Source organism: Armatimonas rosea, from assembly GCF_014202505.1.
In the GTDB taxonomy this organism is placed as follows: domain Bacteria; phylum Armatimonadota; class Armatimonadia; order Armatimonadales; family Armatimonadaceae; genus Armatimonas; species Armatimonas rosea.
In genome coordinates, this window is the sequence record NZ_JACHGW010000002.1 from 1,433,611 (window position 1) to 1,453,630 (window position 20,020).

Consider the following 20,020-nt stretch of genomic DNA (forward strand, 5'->3'; position numbering starts at 1 on the left):
ATGCCCGCATGAACACGACCAAGATTGCCAAGATCGATGCCCTTGTCACCCGTGCCCTGCGCGTGACGGGCGCTCCGGGAGCCGCGGTTGCCGTGGTGACCCCCGAGGGGAGCTATGTCCAGGGCTACGGGATCAAGAAGCTCGGCAGCGACGATGCCATCGAGCCGACGACACTCTTTCCCATCGCCAGTGTGAGCAAGGCGTTCACGGCCACGGCCTGCGCGTGCTTGGTGGACGAGGGAAAGATGAGCTGGGACGATCCGGTGCGCAAGCACCTTCCTGGCTTTCGCCTGCTCGATCCCGCCGCCGATGCCAACGTGACGATCCGGGACCTGCTCTGCCACCGCACGGGCCTGCCGCGCCACGACTCGCTCTGGTACCGCACGAACCTCAAGCGCGAGGAGATCTTGGCCCGCATGGCGTTTCTCAAGCCGACTGCCACCTACCGGGGGCTCTACCAGTACAGCAACCTCTGCTTCTCCGCGGCGGGCGAGGCGGTCGCGGCGGCGGCGGGGATGCCCTTTGAGACCTTCCTCAAGACCCGCCTGCTCGAGCCACTCAGGATGCACTCAGTCACGTTTTCCGGGCCGGGGCTGGTCGCCACGGAGAACCATGCCTGGCCGCACCAGAAGAAGAAGGGGAAGGTGGTCGCGCTGGATGCGCCGCTGGACTTCTTCAATGTCGGGCCGGCGGGCTGCATCAACGCCAGTGTCGCGGAGCTAGAGGGCTGGCTGCGCTTCCAGCTCTCGGGCGGCGGCGACGGCACCCCGGTCAGTGCCAAGAGCCTCGCCGAGACCCACACGCCGCAGATGATCGTCCCCTTTGAGGACCTCACCCGCGAGCTCTACCCCGACCGGATGCACCAGACCTACACCCTCGGCTGGAGCCGCTACGACTGGCAGGGGCACCTCGTGCTCTCCCACGGCGGGGCCATCGACGGCTTCCGGAGCCACTTGGTGGTCTGCCCGCGTGAGGGAGTCGCCTTTGTGGTCTTGGTGAACATGGCCAGCTACCTCCCGGAGATCGTCCGCAACAGCCTGCTGGACCTGCTTCTGGGAGTGAAGAACGGCAAGAACTGGCACGCGGTCTTTACCACCCAGCTCAAGAAAGACACGGAGAAAGCCCGCGCCGACAAGAGAGCCAAGGCCGAGAAGCGCCACAAGAACACCAAGCCGTCGCTCCCGCTCGCAAGCTACACCGGCACCTACACCGACCCCGGCTACGGCACCGCCACCGTGCGCGAGGAGTCCGGCAAGCTCCACCTCACCTGGGAGGCATTCGACACCCCGCTGAAGCACTGGCACCACGACACGTTTGTCACCGAGACCGAGCAGCCCGGTTTTGCGGCGCTAGACATTGTCTTCACCCTCAAGGCCGACGGAAGTGTCGCGGGTCTAACCCTCTGGGATCAGCTCTTGACAAAGCGCGCAGCCTGAGCCAGCTCCCGGGCGAGCCTGGAATAAAGCCGCTCTGGGCAACGCGAGAGCGCGGCGCTGAGGCGGGCGTACTGGGCCGGGGTAGGCTTTGAGACCAGTCGGCGGCGGTCGGCAAGCCAGCGCTCTAGCTCGTGGGCGCACTCCTGGGGAGCGGCCTCCAGTAGCGCGGCGGGCACGCTCCAAAACGGCAGTGCCGCCAGCAAGCGCAGCAGGCGGCGCCGCTGTGGGGGCGCGGTAAGAGCCAGTGCCGCCTGGACCGTGGGCTCGTCGCTACTCAGTAGCACCCGGGCAAGCGCGGCGGCTACTTGGCGTGTGGGGCCGATGCCTGGATCGTTGAGGGCAGCGAGGAGCTGTGGCTTATAGCGCTCAGGATCCCGTCGCCCAAGAGCCTCCAGCACCGCCCGACGAATTATGGGTGTCGGATCGGTGAGGAAGGGCTCTAGAGTCTCTAGACCGCCGCCGCTCTCCGCCCAGCCCATAAGAGTAAGCGGCTCCGGGAAGCGTCCCTGGTAGTAGTCTGTGACACTCCGGTGCGCTCTTGCATAGAACTGCGCGGTCTGGCGGAGTGCAGTATAGCGGGAGAGCAGGAGGGTATCGAGTACCGGCGGTGCGCCCTCGGGGAAGCGCTCGACCAAGCCCAGAAGGAGTGTCTGCGCGATCTGGGCGGGGGGACGTGTGCTCTGCTGGAGTGTCCAGCGAACCAGCTGCTCCTCGGTCGCCTCGGCGCGTGCCTGACGCGCGGCCAGCCGCCGGAGCCAGTCCGTGTCGTTGAGCGATTCCTCAAGGAGGTGGAGGGCGAGTCCGCCTTTCCGATTCTTTATCACGAGCAGACGGACATAGCGACGTGCAAGGGGGGGCGCGTCAATTGACGCTTGTACCAGTGCTTCTTTCGCCTCAGGAGAGAGGAGTAGCTGGTGGACACGTGCGATAAAAGGAGCATGGTTGTCGCGGCCCAGGCGGCCCAGCCACTCAATCTCATCCAGCAGACAGGCAAGCCGCTAGGCGTACTCCGGGATGAGGCGTGCGATCAGGGCGCTTTGTGCCGCATGGCGGACCTGGGGTACCCAGTCGTTGGCCCGCTTCAGAAGGGGCCGTAGCTCCTCGCCCGTGGTCCGCTCGGCCAGCCAGCGCACCGCGGCGTGGCGCTCGTAGCCGTTGGGGGAGTCCGCTGCGAGGAGAAGGGTTTCTAGGTCAGGGGCAACCGTCGCCTTGGGATCGAGGAGCTGGAAGTGTCGCATGGTTACGCCTTTATAGCCGCAGGCGGGCCTGGCGATAAAAGCAAAGCGCCGCCCAGAAGATCTGGACGGCGCTGGGAAGGCAGAGACGCTACGCGATGATCTCTTTGATCGGGTCGGTGTGCTCTACCCCGACAAGCTTCTGATCGAGGCCGCCGTAGAAGTAGCTGAGCTTGTTGGGATCGAGGCCCATGAGCTGGAGCGCGGTGGCGTGGAGGCTCTTGACATGGAACGGGCTGTCCACGGCACGGCTGCCCAGCTCATCGGTGCTCCCGACACTCGTGCCGCCCTTGATCCCGCCGCCCGCCATCCACATCGTGAAGCCGTAGGCATTGTGGTCGCGGCCCGTGCCCGCCGCGTACTCCGCGACCGGCTGGCGGCCAAACTCCCCGCCCCAGATAATCAGGGTGGAATCGAGAAGTCCGCGCTGCTTGAGGTCCTGGATCAGCGCCGCGATCGGCTTGTCGGTGCGGCCGGCGTGGAGCGTGTGGTTGAACATCAGGTCCCCGTGGGCGTCCCAGTTGGCATCGTTGTGGCTACCGCCGGAGTAGACCTGGATAAAGCGCACGCCCTTCTCCACGAGGCGCCGGGTCAGGATCATCTTGCGCGCAAAGTCCGCCGTCTTGGGATCGTCGAGGCCGTAGAGCTTCTTGATGTGCTCGGGCTCGCTGTCCACATCGACGGCCTCCGGGGCGTTGGACTGCATCTTGTAGGCAAGCTCGTAGCTGGCGATTCGAGCCGCCAGGTTCGAGTTGTCCGCACGGGGCGTCAGGTGCTCGTGGTTGTACTCCTGGAGCGAGTCCAAGAGCTGGCGCTGGGCGTCCTTGGAGAGCTCCTCGGGGCGGGCCAAGTCGAGAATGGGGGTGCCCGCGGGGCGCAGGACGGTTCCCTGGTAGGTGGCGGGCATGTAGCCGCTGCTCCAGTTCTTCGCGCCAGAGATCGGGCCGCCGGACTGGTCGAGCATCACCACAAAGCCCGGCAGGTTCTCATTGACCGAGCCCAGCCCGTAGTTCACCCACGAGCCCAAGCACGGCGCCCCGGAGAGAATCTTGCCCGAGTTCATCTGGAGCATCGCCGAGCCGTGGATCGGGGAGTCGGCGGTCATGGAGTGGATGAAGGCCATGTCGTCCACGCAGCCACCGACATTAGGGAAGAGATCGGAGACAAACTTGCCGCACTGGCCGTACTGCTTGAACTTCCACTTGGGCTCGATCAGACGGCCCTGGTTGCGCTTACCGCCGCGCCCAAAGGTCTTCACCTCGATTGTCTGGCCGTCGCGGCCGTACATGGTCGGCTTGTAGTCAAACGTGTCGATATGGCTGGGGCCGCCGTACATGAACAGAAAGATCACGGACTTGGCCTTGGCCGGAAACATCGGTGGCTTGGGCGCGAGCGGGTTACCCAGCCCTTTTTTCGCCCCCTGGCCCCCGCTCGTGGCGGAGTCGAAGGCGAAGCCATCTTTGGCCAGCAGACCGGTTAGGGCGAGGCCTGTGAACTTGGCTCCGGCCTCCCAGAGGAACTCTCGTCGTGTGCGCTTGCAAAAATTTTCCATAGTCTTCTTTTCGCTTCTTAGATCGCTCCCGTTGTGATCGCTCCCATGAACGGGAGCGTCTTGCTGTCGTCGCCGGCTCCGACACGAAGGGCGCTAAGCGCCCATATGGCCGGAGGCCTTTGTGTCCGAGGCACGAGGACCGCAAGACGCCCCCCTCCCACGGGGGCGATCTGAACGGGGGCGATCATACTTAGTCCAGGTACATAAACTCATTCAGGTTGAGGGTGAGCAGACAGAACGTCGATTTCGCCTGCTCCGTTGACATCTTCTGGCTCTCAAAGGTCTTGATGAGCTTGAGGCCACGGGTTATCTCACTGGGGGTGGGAGGGCGCTGCGTGGCGAGGGTGAGGCCACGGGCGACAAACTGCTCCAGGTTGCCGTTGCTCTCTTTGTCTAGGCGCGCCGCGAGGACCTTGGCCTGGTCGTGGAAGAACTTGCCATTGAGGGTCGTGAGCGCCTGGGTGGGCTGGGTGCTGGAGAAGCGGCTCGGGGTCGTGCGGTCGGTCTCGGCCATGTCGAAGCTATCCATGAGCGGGAAGATCAGGGAGCGCTTGACAAAGATATAGATGCTACGCCGCGCCTTGTCCTCGGGCTTCATGCGGTCGGGGTACCAGTCCTTGCCCGGAACCGACTGACCATGGAGCACCTCGGCGGGGATATCGGGATAGACCGACGGCCCGTAGAGCTTGGGGTTGAGGTTGCCACAGACCGCCAGCACCGAGTCGCGGAGCTCCTCGGCGGTCAGGCGGCGCATGTCCATGCGCCAGAAGAGGTTGTTCTGCGGGTCGGCCTTGAGCGCCACGGGGTTGCTGCGCGAGCTCTGCTTGTAGGTGTTGCTGGTGAGAATCAGCTTGTGGAGCTTCTTGACCGACCAGCCGAGCTCGTGGGTGAAGCTGCTGGCGAGGTAGTCGAGGAGCTCGGGGTGGGTGGGGGAGTCGCCGCCGAGGCCGAAGTTGCTGGCGGAGCGGACGATCCCACGCCCAAAGTGCCCCTGCCAGACTCGGTTGGCCATGACACGCCCGGTGAGCTTGTTGTCCGGGCTGGCGATCCAGCTGGCGAGGGTCAGGCGGCGGCCCGAGCTGCTCTCACTGAGCTGTGCGGCGGGGATCGAGGGACGGCCCCCGCGGACGGGCTCCCCTGTGGACGGTGCGACAGAGATGCGCTCGCCGGGGAGCTTGGCATCGCCGCCACCCAGTATCTCCGGCCAGCCCGGCTCGACCTTATCGGCGGGGGCGGCGGCGGAGCCACGGAGCAGGACAAAGGTCTCCTGAGGCTGGTCCATCTCGGTCACGCAGAGGGCGCGGTCCACGGCGACGGGCTGGTTCTTCAGGTCCTCCAGCTGCTTCTTCAGGCGAGCGTACTCCGGGTTGGCAACCGCGACACTGGCCTGTCCCTCGGGGCCGTTGCTGGTGCTGGTCGAGAGCAAGCGCCGGGGGGCGCGTGGCCCCGGTCCGGCCCAAGAGACCGCAAGCCCGATCCCAAACTGGTTCTGGAAGTACTCCAGCCGGATCGGGACCCGGCCCGCCTCCAGCTGGACTGCCTTGCTCTGCTCGTTGCCCTGGCCATGAATCCCATCGTGCTTGATGAGCTCCTGCCCATTGACCACGAGGCGCGAGCCATCGTCGGAGTCTAGGAAGAACGTGTAGCGGCCGGCCTTGGGGACCACCAGCGTTCCCTCGAAGACAAAGCCAATGGCGCTATCGCGATCACGCAGGGTGATATCGAAGCGCTTGCTGGGCACGGGGCCGGTGCGCTCGGGCTTGAGCGTGTCGAAGCTCGGGAGCTTCTCAAACGTATCGCGGTAGTACTTGTAGGTCAGGTCGTCGAGGTCGCTCCCTGCGCTGGGATCGGCGCTCGGGGCGGCGTTTTCGAGTGCCTTGAGCTGGAGCTGGAGGGCATCCAGCTTTTGCTTTTTCTCGTCGACCCGCTTGAGGTAGTCCGCACGCTGGGCCTCGTTCTCAAAGATCGGCTTCTCGTCGGTGGGGCCGCCGTTGCGGAAGTGGTTGATCCCATTGAAGAAGCTGACCAGCTTGTAGTAGTCTTTCTGAAGAATGGGGTCGATCTTGTGGTTGTGGCAGCGGGCGCAGTCGAAGGTCAGCCCCATAAAGGTCTGCCCCACTGTCGTGACAATGTCATCGAGGCCGTCGTAGCGGGCTTGCTCACGGTCGGTGGGCTCGTCGTCCCAGATCCCCAGCCGATAAAAACCCGTGGCGAGAAGGCCGTCGTTGCCGCCATCGGGGAGCTCATCACCGGCGAGCTGCTCTTTCACAAAGCGATCGTAGGGCTTGTCGGCGTTGAAGCTCTTGATGACATAGTCACGGTAGCGCCAGGGCTGGGGCTTGGGGTTGTCGCGCTCGTAGGAGTTGGTCTCGGCGTAGCGCATCAGATCGAGCCACTGGCGGCCCCACTTCTCGCCATAGTGCGGCGATGCCAGCAGACGATCCACAAGCTTCTCATAGGCATCGGGGGCTTTGTCGGCCTCAAACGCCGCCACTTCCTCGGGGGTGGGCGGCAGGCCCGTGAGATCGTAGGTCACGCGCCGGATCAGCTCCCGCCGCGTCGCAGTCGGACTGGGCTTGAGGTTCTTGGCCTCCAGCTTGGCGAGCACAAAGGCATCGATGGGGTTGCGCACCCACGCGGCGCTCTTCACCGTGGGCGGTGCGACACGCTTTACCGGCTGGAAGGCCCAGTGGGTCTTGCCCATCGCAAAAAGTGCACTTCCCACGCCATTGGGAGCGGCGGCGCTGGCGGGCCAGAAGCCGCCCTGCTTGGTCCACTCCGCCACAACGGCAACTTCACCGGGGGAGAGAGGGGCGTTGTTGAGCGGCATGCGCGGCTTCCCGCCCTCGCCCTTCACACGCTGGAGAACCGCGGCGAGCTTGTCTGCGGGGATGGCTTTATCGAGCCGAAGCCCCGCCGAGGCCCCGGCCTCACCATGGCACCCCTCGCACTTCGCCAGGATCAGGGGGCGGACCTTGGACTCAAAAAACGCCGTCTGCTCTGCCGTGAGTGTCTTGGCCGGCTCCTGGCTCTTGCCGGTTGCCATCGCCGCCATGGCCGCTAGCCCAAGAGCTCCAACCGCTCCGAATAGTTGTCTTCGCATAGGTTCCTTAGCCTTTGTGATTCAGCGTATGGTACAACGGAAGTATACCCTACTGCCATGAGTGAAACGCAGGACAACCTTCGCCAAACGGCGGCCGAGCTGACCGATCTGGGCGTGATCGGAGAGCGTACCCGAGAGCGCATTACCCACCGACCCGCCGGGCCTGCGATGGTCTCGCGTGGCCTGCGTGTCGCCGGGCTCTCGGAGGCTTACTCTCCCTACAAGATGGTGCGCACCCGCTGGCAGCAAGGGCAGCTCCTGGTTAGCTACGGCGGCGAGGGCTTGGCGTGGGTCGGAGGGGAGTGGCTTCCTGTGCCGGCGGGGATGGCCTACCTCTCGCCGCCGGGGGTGCCCCATGCCTTTCAGCCACGCCACCCGGACTCGCCCTGGGAGTTTGCCTGGGTGATCTTCACGCCCGATGCCGAGCTTCCTTGGCCCGAGCACTCCAGCCTGGTGAGTGCCGACCCCGAGCCCCTGCGCGATGCGATCTTGGGGCTCTGGCGCGAGTCGCGGGCGGCGGCGGAGGCGGCGCACCTGGCGGTCTGGGCGGAGCTGACCCTGCTCCAAGCGCGCCGGCTCCTACGAGGCGGTGCCCGGCCCGAGCGCCTGCGAACCCTCTGGGACACCATCGAGACCAACCTCGCCCACCCTTGGACCGCCCCCGAGCTTGCCGCGCTCGCCTGCCTCTCTGAGGGACAGCTCCGCGTGGTCTGCCAGCAGGAGACGGGAAATAGCCCCTTGGAGCAGGTCACGCTCCTGCGGATGCGCCACGCGGGGGCGCTGCTCCTCTCGACCGAGGCGACCATTGAGCATGTCGCACGGGCCGTGGGCTACGCCAATCCCTTTGCCTTCTCCACCGCCTTCAAGCGTGTCTTAGGGGTCCCCCCGAGCCACTGGCGCAGGTAGAGTGGGTCGCGCTCCAAGGCCCTATGGAAGCTGGCGTAGCTCCCAAAACCGGCCTCTAGCGCCACCTCCAAGCGTGTCCGCGAGGGCGCAAGTGCCTGGAGCTCCAGGGCGAGGCGGACGCGCTCCTGCTGGCGGAACTCCAGGAGCGTGAGGCCGGTCTGCTCGCGGAAGTGGCGCGTGAGCACGGGAGCGGAGAGGCCACAGCGCTCGGCGAGCTCGGGGACACTCCACGGCTCCTGAGGGCGCTCGCGCAGGAGGCGCATGGCCGTGGCGACAGCAGGATGGACGAGAGCGGTGGGGCTCCCCGGGGCGCGCTGGAAGGCGCTCCAGGCCGCTGCCATGAGATAGCCCAGCCCCGCGTTGAAGGTGAGCGAGTCGCTCTCGGGGAGGGCGGTGAGCTCGGTGCAGAGGGCGACCAGACGCGCTTGGTCCGATGCGCTCAGGGGGCGGCAGAGCTCACGGGTGCTGGGGAGTGAGAGGGGGAGCCGGGCGAGGAGCGCGGGAGTCGCCACCACCACCCAGTGGGCATAGTCCGACGACTTCTCCACGAGGATGTGGTCCTGCGACGGCAAGAGCCAGATCAGGCTCCCCGGCGCGAGAGCGCTCACCCAGCTCTCGCCGGTCTGCCGCTCGGCCAGAACGTAGCGTGCGGTCCCCGAGAGCACGAGGTTGAACTCCGGCTCGCGGTGGCGGTGCATGGGGTGCTGACCGCGTCCGCCCTCCTTCACAAAGCCTTCGCGACCGTCGGGAAGGCGCAGCTTTTCCTCAAAACTCTCGATTTTTGCAAACATTATCGCTATTTTAGCAAAGACAGCCGGGAAAAGATCGTGGAAAATGAGAGCATGCTAACCGAAGAAGAGATCGAGCAGTACTTCCGTGAGGGCTATCTGCTCAAGAGAAACCTCGTCCCCCAGAGCGTTGTGGAGTCCGTCCGCGCCATCGGGGAGACCACCAAGACCGCCGACGGCGGCGGCTGGACCCCCAAGGTCTTCGACCGCGAGAACCCAAAGTCCGAGCCCGAGCTCCATGCGATCTTGCGCCATCCGAGTGTGGTGACTGCGGCAGGGCAGCTCTTGGGGACCCCGCCCTTGATCTACTACGGCATGCTCGCCATTGTCCCGGCACGCGGGGGCAATGGCCTGCCCTGGCACCAGGACAACATGTACTCCCATATCTACGGTGGGGCGCTCAATATCTTTGTGGCACTCTCGGAGATCACGCCGGAAATGGCGAATCTGTGGGTGGCACCCGGCTCGCACAAGCTCGGGACACAGGCGTCCAAGCGCAACGAGACCACGGCCAAGGGGCACCGTGAGGCGCTGGTCGAGCCGGAGAACTCGCTCCTCTTGCCCACGCTCTCTCCCGGCGATACCTGCATCTTCACCCGCGACACGCTCCACCGCTCACTGACCAACACGACCGACCAGAACCGCTACGCCTACGCCGCGCAGTTCTGCGCCACCAACGCCCGCTACACCGAGACCGGCAAGCGACCGCCCCTGTGTGTGGACCCGCTGGGATAACCTCTCCCCCTGCCCCCTCTCCCGGACGCTCGTTCCTCGCTGGGAAAGGGGAACCCGAGTCAGAACCCCCTTCCCCAAGGAGGAACGACTGCCCGGGGGAGGGGGCAGGGGGAGAGGTTTCCTACTCCTCCCCGTACGTGCGGCTGGGGCCGAAGAGGATGCCATTGAGCAGTAGACGGTTGAGGCCGGGCCAGAGGTTGCGGAAGGTCGGGTCGGAGAGGTAGAGCAGGACATGGCCTCCGCCCGTCGGCTCGTCGATCACGGCTGCGGTCTCGGCGAGCAGGCGCTCGGTGTTGCCTTCCCAGGCAAACCCCGACGCCAGGAGGTTGGCCTTGGGGAAGATGAGTGGGTTGCTCCCCTTGGTGGTCGGCTTGAGGAAGGTATCGCCGAGCAGGGGGAAGATCAGCTCGTCCTGGGCGTAGCCAAAGCCCAGGAAGTGCTCGCGGTTGAGGGTGGCCCGGAAGAGGGCGCCGGGGAGGGCAGTGGGGCGGCTCTCGCGCTCCTTGAGGCGGTCCTCGGGCTTCTTCTCTTTCTCTTTGTCGTCGGGCTTGGCATCGGCGGGAGGCGCCCCGACCACGGTGGCCGCTGTGAGGTTCATGTCTTTCTCGGTGAACCAGGTGCCGCCGCTGGCGAGGCCGATCAGTGCGCCGCCGCCCGAGACCCACTCGCGGAGTGCATCGGCACCGGCTTTCCCGAGGGCACCCGCGTAGCCGTAGCCCTCGGGGAAGATCACGGTATTGAACTTGGCCAGAGTCTCCCCGCGCAGGCTCCGCAGCCGGATCGGGGTGAAGCTGACTCCTAGCTCGCGCTCCAGAAAATGCCAGACACTGCCGTAGCCCGTCTGGCTGACCATGTCATCGGCGACCACCGCGATCCGGGGGCGCTTGAGGTTCTGGAGCGTGAAGGAGCCCAGCCCGACACTGGCTTCGTCGGTGTAGGCCGAGGTCAGGGGCACGACCGGGACACCCAGCTCGGTAGCGAGCGCTCGCAGGGCTTTGTGGACACTCTCGGGATTGCGCTCGGTGCGGACCACAAAGCTCCCGCGCTCCAAGACCACGCCGCCCGCCTTGCCCGGCTTTGTCAGCGCCCCCACCCGGTAGCCCTTGGCGAGCAAGCGGAGCGCAAGAACCGCGGCCCGCTCGCGGTCGTAGCGGATGAGATAGGCGGGAGGCGTGGGGGAGTCGGGGAGCGCGGTGGGCTTGGGAGGCGCGGCGAGAGCGCGGGTTGCGGGCGGCGCGCTGTCCTCGGTCCAGAACGCGGTCAGATCAAAGGCGAAGGGGAGCGACCAGGCGGTGATGTCGTAGAAGTCGTAGTCCTCCTTGGGTTCGGCATCGTTCTTCTTGAGGTTGCGCTGGCGCTTGGCGTTCTGCTCCTTGAGAAAGGCATCCCCGAGGGCCGTGTTGGGCTCCAGCAGGGTCTTGGCGAGGCGGCCCTGCGGCTGGGCAAGCTCGACCACGAGGCTCCCGGCGGGGAAGGTCTGCTTCTGGGTGGTGGGCTTGCCGTCGGGCGTCAGATAGGGGTGTGCCGTCTCCGAGACAAACGCGCTCGCCGCGACACCGACCTCGATCCCGGAGCGCTGGAGTCGCTGGGCGAGGGCATTGAGGCGATCCGGGTCTGTGCCGGGGACAATCACGATGCGCTTCATGGGCTCGGCGCTGGCGCGGGTGAGGGCGCTGCGGCGGTAGGCCACGTAGTCGGTGAGCAGGCGCTCGCGGTTCTTGGCCGCCGCCTCGATGGTCGCCAGGGCCGCCTCAAAGTGGTGCGCGATCCCGTCCCGGAGCGTGATCAGGGTGCCATCGTCGCGCTTGGCTGCCAGCCGCCCGCCCTCGTCGGTCTCGTAGGTCATCCCAATCGCCCCGGAGAGCGTGGTCCAGGAGTCTAAATAGCCGGGGTAGTAGAGGTCGAAGCGCTCGCGGGTGACATACTGCCAGCCGTACTTGTCGAAGGCCGCCGCGTTGGCGCGTCCAAACACCGAGGTCCAGTCCTCGATCCGTTTTGCGTCCGCCTCGCGGTTGACCGGGTCGGAGTTGGGCGGGAAGAAGTAGTTCTCGACCTGTCCGTGCTGGTCCACAAAGACCTGCGGCTTCCACGCCAGAAACGCCGCCGACTCCGCCTGGGTCTCGGGCTGGGACTGGGAGAGCTTGTCGCGGTTCATGTCGAAGCGGAAGTGGTTGTAGCGCCCGGAGATGCCCCACGGCTGGCGCTGCTCCAGCGTGTCGCCCTCCGGGATTCCGAGCGCCAGGGAGTTGTTGTAGACCACAAAGCGCTCGTGGCCGTCGGGGTTGAACACGGGGTTGATGAGCACCACGGCGCTTGCCAGTGCGCTCTTCACCTCGGTTGACTCCGATGCCGCCAGCGTGTAGAGGAGCCACATCGCGGACTCAAACGACGCCGACTCATCGCCATGAATACAGTGGTTGATCCAGACAAAGGTGGGTGCCGACCTCGCCGCTTTGTCTGCCTCAGCGCTGCTCTGGGTCCGGGGATCGGAGAGCTTGAGGTTGCTGGCACGGAGCGCATCGAGCTTGGCGAGGTTCTCCGCCGACGAGACCGCAAAGAGCCGCAGGGGCCGCCCCTCCACCGACACTCCAATCTCAAAGACCCGCACCCGGTCTTTAGCCGCCGCCGCCATCGCTAGGAGTGCCTTCTCTTGCTCCCGGTAGGTCGAGTGCGTGTCGCCCGCCTCGTAGCCCAGGAGCTGCGCGGGCGTCGGGACACTGCTTCGGTACGGCTTGCGTCCGTAGAAGTCGTAGCGGGCGTGGGGCAGGGCCGCGCCGGGGACAATCCGCTGCGCCTGGGCAACCAGCGGCGTGGCGAGGCTTAGGCCTAGCACGAAGAAAGAGAGGGGGAGAGATTTCAAGGACACGTCTGGGATTCCTTTACGGGCCCCGGCTTTCCGGCCACGGCGGCGATGCGCTATCGTACCCCAAGCTGGGCCGCGAGCCAGTCGAAGGCGGCGGCTTGCATGGGAAGATCGAACTTGTGCCCACCCGGATAGAACTGCCCGAGATAGCTCTCCGGCTTCCCCACCGATGCGTAGTGCCGCGCGATCTTGGTGTCGGCGGCGCGCATTCCCTCCAGCGTAAAGAGCGGATCGGCTTCGTCGTACTGGACCAGTAGCGGCGATGGTGCCCGGCACGCAACGAGATCAGGGTAGTCGCCGTGGGGCATCCAGGCAGGGGGGTAGAGGAGCCAGGTGTGGCTGACGATATTATGGTCTAGCAGGCCGGGGAAGGTGCTCATCATCCCGACCACCACCGCTGCGCGAATCTTAGGACAGGTCGCCTGGAGCAGCGCGGCCCGCAGGCCCCCGCCCGAGAGCCCGACACAGCCCAGCACCTTAGCATTCACATCGGGGCGCGAGGTGAGATAGCTCGCGGCGACCCTATCTTCGTAGCTGACCACGCCCGCGAGGCTAATCCCTAGAACCGTTGCGTACTTGGCGACCAGCTCCTCGTGGAAGCTGGCTGTGGTGTTGTAGAGCTGTGCGGGGCCCGCCTCGGGGGCCATTTTCTTGCCGCGCCCCTGATGGAGTGCGGTCATGGTCTCCAGTGGGAACTTGCGGCTCCCCCAGAGAAAGACATCGGGGACGAGCACCGCGAAGCCCTTGCGGGCGAGCTCGTTGGCGTAGGCGCGGCCGCCGTAGTACTGGCCGCGCGATGGTGCCACGGACTCCGGGACAGGCTCGGGGCCGTCGGCGATCTGCTCCTTGCCGTAGAGCTTGAAGCCCCCGTGGTGGTGGAGGGCAAGAACCCCAGGGAGCTTCTTGCCATCGCTGCCCGCCGGGCGTAGGTAGAACGCCTGGGTGCGCGGCCCGTAGCCCACCGACCAGGAGATCAGCTCACCCGAGACACCGTCGCGCTCCCAGCGCTGCTCGACGCGGACGTCTTGCGGGGCTTCGTCACCAGGCGCGAACGCCAGCGCCTCGCGCACTTTTTTCTGCGTGGTTTTGCCGGGCCTTGCCTCCGGCCAGAGCGGGCGGGAGCGCTGCGCCGCCCCCACCAGCTCGCTGTAGATCCCAAGGTCTTGGTAGCTCTGACTCATGGGCCTATTGTAGCGGGTTTAGGCGTTGACTCCAATCACCAGCTTGGCAGTGTAGCCCGCCGCAACACTCCCTGTGAGGGTCGCCATCTGGTAGGTCGTGCCGTCGCTGAAGACATTGTCCGCGGAGAAGCTGGTCACCGACGTGTTCTGTCCGTGGGCGGCGTAGAGCGACGAGGCGTAGACGGTCTGGGTGACATCCTGAGGGAAGGCGAACTGGGAGGTGGCCGTGACCGTGCTGCTGAGCGAGGTCAGGTAGACCTGGAAGTGGACATGGGTGATGCGTCCCGCGTACCAGCCGGGGTAGATCGTCTGGAAGGTCACTTTCCCGTTGGAGTCGGTCTGCTGGATGCCACGGCAGTAGGTCTCGCCCAGGTGGTTGCCGTTCTGTGTGGAGCTATACCCCGAGTACGTGCCGTCTTTGTCGCAGTGCCAGATGTAGATGTAGGCATTCTTAATAACGCCACAGCTCCCATTGACACTCACCAGGGTCAGCTCCACGGTGAGGGGAACCCCCGTCTTGGTCTCGGCGATACTGCTGCGGACCATGGCGGCGTTGCTGAGCACAGAGTAGAGCGGGTAGGGGCCGTCGGTCTCGGTGGGGATCAGATGGCAGCTCGCCACCGGGGCGCTCACGGTCGCGACCGTTGAGGCGCTCTTGCCCGACTCGGACTCGGTGACCGTGATGGTCGCGCTTCCAGCAGACACTCCCGTGACCAGCCCGGTCGCGTCTACCGTGGCGACCGCCGTATTCGACGACTGCCAGCTCACGGTGGAGGCAGCGGTGAGAACGGCGCTTCCACTGGCGTTGAGGGCTGTCATGGTGAGCTGGGTCGTGCTACCCGTGGTGAGAGCGGGGCTGGTCGGGCTGATGCTCAGCGCGCTAATGGTCGAGGCCATGGTGACACTGACCGTGGTATTCTGGTCGGCGACAATCGTGGCCGTGGTGGTGGCGGTCGCCTGGGCAACCCCGGTGCCGGTTGTGGTGGGGTAGGCCGTGGCCGTGACCGTGAGAGCTCCCGGCGGCAGGCTCGTGAAGCTGAGCGTGCTGGTATTGCCCGAGCTGGGTCGAGCGACTGTCTGGGTGGAGACGATCGTGCCGCTGAGGCTGAAGCTGACCGTGATGCTACTGGCCGCGACAGGGATCAAGCGCGAGACCGAGAGCTCTGGCCAGATAATCTCCAGAGTCGCACGGCCCGTTCCTGTAGGTGTCGCCACTGCGCCTGAGCCACCGCAGCCCGCGAGTAACCCCGAGGCGACGACCCCGGTGCCTGCGAGGAGCAGAACTGCCTCGCGGCGGGAGAGCTCAAGCTTTGTATCTGTTGATGAGAAGTGGTTGTGTTTCATGGTCTTATTTCCTTTCGTTTGAGAGTCTCTAGAGCTGGCTAGGACGCGAGGTTTGTGGGAGACGTGAGAACCAGACCAGCAGACAAGCGCCTAGGAACAGCGCCAGGTAGAGCCAGCCTGCGTAGGGGACGAGCGGGGCGATCCAGGTGAGAAGGGTAAGCATTGGGGGCCTCTCTTCTAGTTCACCAGCACGGTCGCACCGCCCGCCTGGACCGTGACAGTGGCGATGGCGGACTTGCTGGGATCGGCGACACTGGTGGCGATCACGTGGTAGGTCCCTGCCGTGCTCGGAGCCGTGTAGAGACCTGACGAGGAAATAGAGCCGCCTGTACTCTCCTGCACCGACCAGGTCACGCTCTGGTTGGTCGTGCCACTCACGCTCGCGCTGAAGCTCTGCGTCCCCCGGATCGAGATGGTCGCACTGCTGGGGGAGAGCGCGACACTCACCGGAGCGTTGACGGTTACGCCCACGCTCGCGGACTTGCCCGACTCGGTCTCCGTCACGGTGACGGTGGCACTGCCCGCTGCCACTCCCGTGACGACTCCTGTCGAGCTTACGGTCGCGACGGCAGGGTTTGACGACTCCCAGGAGAGCTTGGAGGCGCTGGTGAGCACGAGGCTCCCGCTGGCATCGAGGGCGGAGGCTGCGAGCGCCACAGTCTGGCCCGCCACCACACTCGGGCTGGTGGGAGTGAGACTCAGCGAGCTAATAGTCGAGGCCATGGTGATGCTCACCGCCGTGGTCTGCCCTGAGGCGATGGTCGCGGTGGTTGAGGCGGTCGCCTGCGCTACGCCCGTTCCATCGGTGTTGGGGTAGGCACTCGCCACCACCGTCAGGCTACCGAGCGGGAGTGTCTCAAAGCTTAGTGTGCTGCTACTGCCGTTTGCTGGCCGTGCGACCGTCTGGGTGTTGACCACGGTGGTGCCCTGAAGGAAGCTTATCGTGATGCTGTTAGCCGCCGTCGGAATGAGCCGCGTCGCCTCAGGCCAGGTGATCGAGAGCGTTGCCCGGCCCGTTGCGGCGGCGACCGTGGCCAGCGACGATGCCCCACCGCAACCGGTGAGAGTCGTCGCAACGCCTAGCAGAGGGAGGGTGCAGAGGAGAAGAGAGAGTCGTTTCATCTTACAAGAGCCTTTCTTAATCCACCGTGACCGAGCTGCCCCCAGTGGTTGGAGTGATGGTAAGCGTGATAGTGCTACTCGTCGCCGAGCCTGCGGAGTTGGAGGCCACGACATAGTAGCTGCCGGAGTCGCTGGTGCTGGTGGGGCTGATCGTCAGGCTGGCGCTCGTCGCTCCAGAGAGGGCCGTGTCGCCCTTGTACCACTGGTAGGTGGCGGTGCTATCCGACGCAGTTGCGGAGAGAGTGACACTCCCTCCTGCAATGGCGGTCTGTGAGCTGGACTGTAGCGTCACCGTGGGGACCGTGGTGCTGTCTCCGCCCCCTCCGCCGCAGCCGACCAGAGCGAGTGGTGCGGTCAGGGCAATAAGGCAGAGTGTGCTCAGAAACGCTTTCTTCATCTTGATTCGGTTCCTTTCGTCAGCCGGGATGGCTATGGAGAGGAGAATATCAAGCAGTTCTAAAATCCAGATAAATGCGCCAAACGGGTTTTCCTTTATGCCATTTTTAGCTTTCGGGGGTACAAGAGAGTCATGCGCGTTCTAGTTATAGAAGACGACCCCGCGATTGCGTCTATGCTGGTCGCAGGGCTCCAAGATGTCCCCTACACCGTGGATCATGCAAGCGATGGCGTCCGGGGGTTAGCGCTTTTGCAGGAGCAAGACTACCACCTGATCGTCCTGGATGTAATGCTCCCAGACATGAGCGGCTGGGAGGTCTGTGAGCGGCTCCGGCTCCGGCGCAACCGGACCCCCGTTCTGATGCTCAGTGCCCGCAACGCGGTCGATGACAAGATCCGGGGGCTCGATGCCGGGGCCGACGACTACCTGCCCAAGCCCTTTGAGTTTGGTGAGCTGCTCGCGCGGGTGCGGGCACTCCTGCGCCGGGATCGTATCCACCGCACGCGCACCATCCAGATCGCCGATCTACGGATCGACACTGCCCAGCGCCGGGTCACCCGTGGCGAGCAGGAGATCGGGCTAAGCCACCGGGAGTACGAGCTTCTGGAGGCGCTCGCCAGCCATGAGGGGGTGGTGCTCAGCCGGGAGCGCATCCAGGAGACGATCTGGCAGAACGAGGGAGCCACCTCCGCCACGGTCGATGTCTATATCGGCTTGCTCCGCAAGAAGATGGACACGGGGTTCGCTCATAAGCTCATCCAGACGGTTCATGGTGCGGGCTACACGCTCCGGGCACCGCATGAGGAGGCAGTATGAGAGGCTCACTGCGAACCCAGCTCACGCTCTGGAACAGTGTCTCCCTGGCGCTGTTGCTCACCGGGGTGGGGGTGTTGGTGCGCTACACCGTGCGCTCCGCCCTGATGACCTCGGTGAGCCGGGCGATGGAGCGGCAGGTGGGCAAGCTCCCCTTCGGCGAGGGAGAGCAAGGTCCTGGTGCCCCCCCTGAGGGCCCCGGTGATGGTGGCGGGGGCTTTGGAATGCAGGGGAAGCCCGCGCCTCGTGGTGAGGAGGATATCACGCTGACCCCGCGGCACTTCGATCTTCAGGGCAATGCTCTTGGGTTTCGGAGCATGCTTAGCCAGGAGTCGTTTGCGGTCGCAGCCCACGAGGGGCGTCGCGACACGCGACGGATCGTGCTTCAGGGGGAGCCTATCCAGATCCTCTCCGTGCCCATGCTCCACGCTGGACGCCTCACAGGAGTTGGCCAGGTTGGCTACCGCCTGACGGAGCTCGAGGAGGCGATTGCGACCCTGGACCGAACCCTGCTCTTGCTCTTGCCCGTGGGGCTGCTCTGTGCCTCTCTGGGGGGAATCCTCCTGACACAGCGGGTACTGCGGCGGATCCATGCGGTCTCGGTCGCGGCGCAGGAGATAACCGCTCAAGTGGGAGTCGAAGACCAGGCACTCGTCCGGCGACTTCCTGTACAGGGGAGCGATGAGTTCTCCGAGCTGGCGAGTGTCCTCAACACCCTCCTAGGGCGGCAAGAGGAGGCATGGGTGCAGCAGTACCGCGCCTTGGAGCAGCAGCGCCGCTTTACAGGAGATGCGAGCCACGAGCTGAAGTCTCCCCTCACGGTGATCAAGGGGACGACGAGCCGGGCTCTGGAGCGCACGGATGTCTTCACGCCGGAGCAGTACCAGCACTGTCTCCGGGAGATCGACCAAGCCGCCGATGCGATGGATCGCCTTGTCTCCGATCTTCTGCTCCTGGCACGCTCGGATAGCCAGCAGCTGGGACAACAGCGAATCGAGGTTCTGGCGAGCGAGATCCTGGAGCGTGCGCTTCGCCTCACGCCCGAGACCGCTCCCCCGGTGACCCTCCAGCTCCCCGATCCTCTGGTGACCCTCTGGGGAAATGAGTGGGAGCTGACCCGGCTCTTTACCAACCTGCTGAGCAATGCCCGTCGCTACACCTCTCCTGAGGGGAGTGTCGTGGTGACGGTCTCTGCGGAGGAGGCGTGGCAGGTGGTGCGGATCGCCGATACGGGAGTGGGGATCGCACCCGAGCACCTGCCACACCTAGGGGAGCGCTTCTACCGGGTGGATAGCTCGCGCAACCGAGGGCGCGGGGGGACGGGCCTAGGGCTCTCGATCTGCCGGAGCATTGTCGAGGCACACGGGGGGCAGCTGGTGCTCACAAGCGCACTGGGGGAGGGGACCGTGGTGACGGTCCTGCTCCCTCCTGCTCGGGAAGCAGGACCACCTCTTGCCCTCTAGCGCTTGCGGGTGGCGCTGGCGTACCAGGCGCTGTTGCTGTAGATCACGGCGTAGCTGGTGGCCTTGCCCAGCGCGAGGGCATTGATCGTGTACCCGCTGTCCTGGATACTCACCAGAGAGTTGTAGAGGGTCGCGGGGACACCGCTCACGTAGCACGTGTTGGTGTCGGCGACAATCCCCCACGAGTCGTTCATTCCCAGGGCGAGCTGTCGCACACTGGCGGTGCCCTTCAGGAGCGTGTTGAGCTGGTTGTAGAAGCCCACAGGGACACCGTCGGTGTAGAACGAGCGCACGTTTCCTCCCGTGACCACCGCCCAGCTACTGCTCGGCCCGATCGCAACCGCGGCAAAGCTCGCCCCGGCGGTCTGGAGGGTACTGAGCCGGTTGTAGAGGTTGGTGGGGATATTGGAGGCCGTGAAGCTGGTGTTGTTGTAGACCACCAGCCAGCTATCGCTCGGGCCAAGCACCACCGCATTAATGCTCGCACTGATCGCGGTCAGGCGGGTCAGCTCCGTGGTCAGGCTCGTGGGCACTCCATTGGTGCTCCAGAGCTTACCATTGTAGGCGATCGCCCAGGCATCGTCGGTGGCCCGTAGCGCGACACTGGTGAGGGTGCGCCCCTCTTGGTTGAGCGTGTAGAGGCGGTCCGTGAAGGTGGTGGTCGGCGTCGGGGTGGGCGTCGGGGTGGGAGTGGGCGTCGGAGTCGGAGTCGGGGTGGGGCTAGGAGTGGGTGTTGGTGTGGGGGTCGGGGTCGGGGGACGTGGCGTTGGTGTTGGTGTGGGGACGGGCGTTGGTGTCGGCACGGGGCTTGGGGTGGGAGTGGGAGTTGGTACCGGGGTCGGGGTGGGCACCGGCGTGGGCGTGCCCACGGGAGTCGCGGTGGGGGTTGGTGTCGCGGTCGGCACTGCTGTCGGTACGACCGTTGGGGTGGGAGTGGGGATCGTGGTGGTCCCACCGCCGCCGCAGCCATTGAGCGCGAGGTAGGCGGTCGCGGAGAAGGCTAGCAAGCCGAGCTGGCGGGCGGGGGTGAGCGTGGGGAGCAGGGTTTTGAGTGGACGCATGGAGTGTTCTCTTTTCTAACC

17 protein-coding genes are annotated in these 20,020 nt (G+C 65.4%); 5 read left to right on the plus strand and 12 right to left on the minus strand.

What is annotated here, in order from left to right; translation table 11 throughout:
* Positions 1-8: 8 nt before the first annotated feature.
* A complete protein-coding gene (locus HNQ39_RS14600) occupies positions 9-1,436 on the plus strand; it encodes a serine hydrolase (protein WP_184197413.1) in 1,428 nt (475 codons plus the stop codon).
* On the opposite strand, the gene HNQ39_RS14605 is transcribed toward HNQ39_RS14600, so the two are convergent.
* The 4 genes from HNQ39_RS14605 to HNQ39_RS14620 all read right to left on the minus strand — a co-directional run bounded on the left by HNQ39_RS14605 (position 1,409) and on the right by HNQ39_RS14620 (position 7,326).
* Positions 1,409-2,260 carry a hypothetical protein gene (locus HNQ39_RS14605; protein WP_184197416.1) on the minus strand — a complete coding sequence of 284 codons (852 nt, stop codon included), beginning with the start codon at positions 2,258-2,260 and terminating at the stop codon, positions 1,409-1,411. The genes HNQ39_RS14600 and HNQ39_RS14605 overlap by 28 nt on opposite strands.
* A gap of 174 nt (positions 2,261-2,434) precedes the next feature.
* Positions 2,435-2,674, minus strand: coding sequence for a hypothetical protein (locus HNQ39_RS14610; RefSeq protein ID WP_184197419.1), 240 nt, complete (start codon positions 2,672-2,674; stop codon positions 2,435-2,437).
* An 88-nt stretch (positions 2,675-2,762) separates the two neighbouring features.
* The gene (locus HNQ39_RS14615; protein WP_184197422.1) at positions 2,763-4,223 is read right to left on the minus strand and encodes a DUF1501 domain-containing protein; all 1,461 of its coding nucleotides are present in this window, start codon (positions 4,221-4,223) and stop codon (positions 2,763-2,765) included.
* Between the two features lie 190 nt (positions 4,224-4,413).
* Positions 4,414-7,326: a DUF1549 domain-containing protein gene (locus HNQ39_RS14620; protein WP_184197425.1), complete on the minus strand. Its 2,913-nt coding sequence runs from the start codon at positions 7,324-7,326 to the stop codon at positions 4,414-4,416.
* Positions 7,327-7,383: 57 nt separating this feature from the next.
* On the opposite strand from HNQ39_RS14620, the gene HNQ39_RS14625 reads away from it, so the two are divergent.
* On the plus strand, positions 7,384-8,232 hold the full coding sequence (locus HNQ39_RS14625) for a helix-turn-helix domain-containing protein (RefSeq protein WP_184197428.1): 849 nt from the start codon (positions 7,384-7,386) through the stop codon (positions 8,230-8,232).
* Here the strand turns inward: HNQ39_RS14625 and HNQ39_RS14630 are convergent.
* Entirely contained in the window at positions 8,157-9,023 is an 867-nt protein-coding gene (locus tag HNQ39_RS14630; RefSeq protein ID WP_184197430.1) for an AraC family transcriptional regulator, read from the minus strand. The genes HNQ39_RS14625 and HNQ39_RS14630 overlap by 76 nt on opposite strands.
* Before the next feature lie 51 nt (positions 9,024-9,074).
* Between HNQ39_RS14630 and HNQ39_RS14635 the strand changes: the two genes are divergently transcribed.
* The gene (locus tag HNQ39_RS14635; RefSeq protein ID WP_184197433.1) at positions 9,075-9,755 is read left to right on the plus strand and encodes a phytanoyl-CoA dioxygenase family protein; all 681 of its coding nucleotides are present in this window, start codon (positions 9,075-9,077) and stop codon (positions 9,753-9,755) included.
* A gap of 121 nt (positions 9,756-9,876) precedes the next feature.
* Here HNQ39_RS14635 and HNQ39_RS14640 read toward each other — a convergent pair whose 3' ends face one another.
* From HNQ39_RS14640 to HNQ39_RS14660, 6 genes are read right to left on the minus strand one after another with little or no spacing between them, the layout of a single operon-like run.
* Positions 9,877-12,621 carry a M14 family zinc carboxypeptidase gene (locus HNQ39_RS14640; protein ID WP_184197435.1) on the minus strand — a complete coding sequence of 915 codons (2,745 nt, stop codon included), beginning with the start codon at positions 12,619-12,621 and terminating at the stop codon, positions 9,877-9,879.
* 50 nt (positions 12,622-12,671) lie between these two features.
* Positions 12,672-13,799: a dienelactone hydrolase family protein gene (locus HNQ39_RS14645; protein ID WP_184197438.1), complete on the minus strand. Its 1,128-nt coding sequence runs from the start codon at positions 13,797-13,799 to the stop codon at positions 12,672-12,674.
* Positions 13,800-13,817: 18 nt separating this feature from the next.
* On the minus strand, positions 13,818-15,143 hold the full coding sequence (locus HNQ39_RS14650) for an Ig-like domain-containing protein (protein ID WP_221290012.1): 1,326 nt from the start codon (positions 15,141-15,143) through the stop codon (positions 13,818-13,820).
* A 28-nt stretch (positions 15,144-15,171) separates the two neighbouring features.
* On the minus strand, positions 15,172-15,306 hold the full coding sequence (locus HNQ39_RS30285; protein WP_281380256.1) for a hypothetical protein: 135 nt from the start codon (positions 15,304-15,306) through the stop codon (positions 15,172-15,174).
* Positions 15,307-15,320: 14 nt separating this feature from the next.
* Positions 15,321-16,265 carry an Ig-like domain-containing protein gene (locus tag HNQ39_RS14655; protein WP_184197441.1) on the minus strand — a complete coding sequence of 315 codons (945 nt, stop codon included), beginning with the start codon at positions 16,263-16,265 and terminating at the stop codon, positions 15,321-15,323.
* A gap of 16 nt (positions 16,266-16,281) precedes the next feature.
* Positions 16,282-16,662, minus strand: a complete 381-nt coding sequence (locus tag HNQ39_RS14660) for an immunoglobulin domain-containing protein (protein ID WP_184197444.1) — start codon at positions 16,660-16,662, stop codon at positions 16,282-16,284.
* A gap of 132 nt (positions 16,663-16,794) precedes the next feature.
* On the opposite strand from HNQ39_RS14660, the gene HNQ39_RS14665 reads away from it, so the two are divergent.
* Both HNQ39_RS14665 and HNQ39_RS14670 read left to right on the plus strand, forming a co-directional pair.
* A complete protein-coding gene (locus HNQ39_RS14665) occupies positions 16,795-17,478 on the plus strand; it encodes a response regulator transcription factor (RefSeq protein ID WP_184197448.1) in 684 nt (227 codons plus the stop codon).
* Complete coding sequence (locus tag HNQ39_RS14670; RefSeq protein WP_184197451.1) at positions 17,475-18,938, plus strand: sensor histidine kinase; 1,464 nt, start codon at positions 17,475-17,477, stop codon at positions 18,936-18,938. Before HNQ39_RS14665 ends, HNQ39_RS14670 begins: the two co-directional genes overlap by 4 nt.
* Here the strand turns inward: HNQ39_RS14670 and HNQ39_RS14675 are convergent.
* Positions 18,935-19,999 (minus strand): hypothetical protein, encoded by a 1,065-nt coding sequence (locus HNQ39_RS14675; RefSeq protein WP_184197454.1) that lies wholly within the window; start codon positions 19,997-19,999, stop codon positions 18,935-18,937. The two genes, HNQ39_RS14670 and HNQ39_RS14675, sit on opposite strands and share 4 nt — an antisense overlap.
* Between the last annotated feature and the right edge of the window lie 21 nt (positions 20,000-20,020).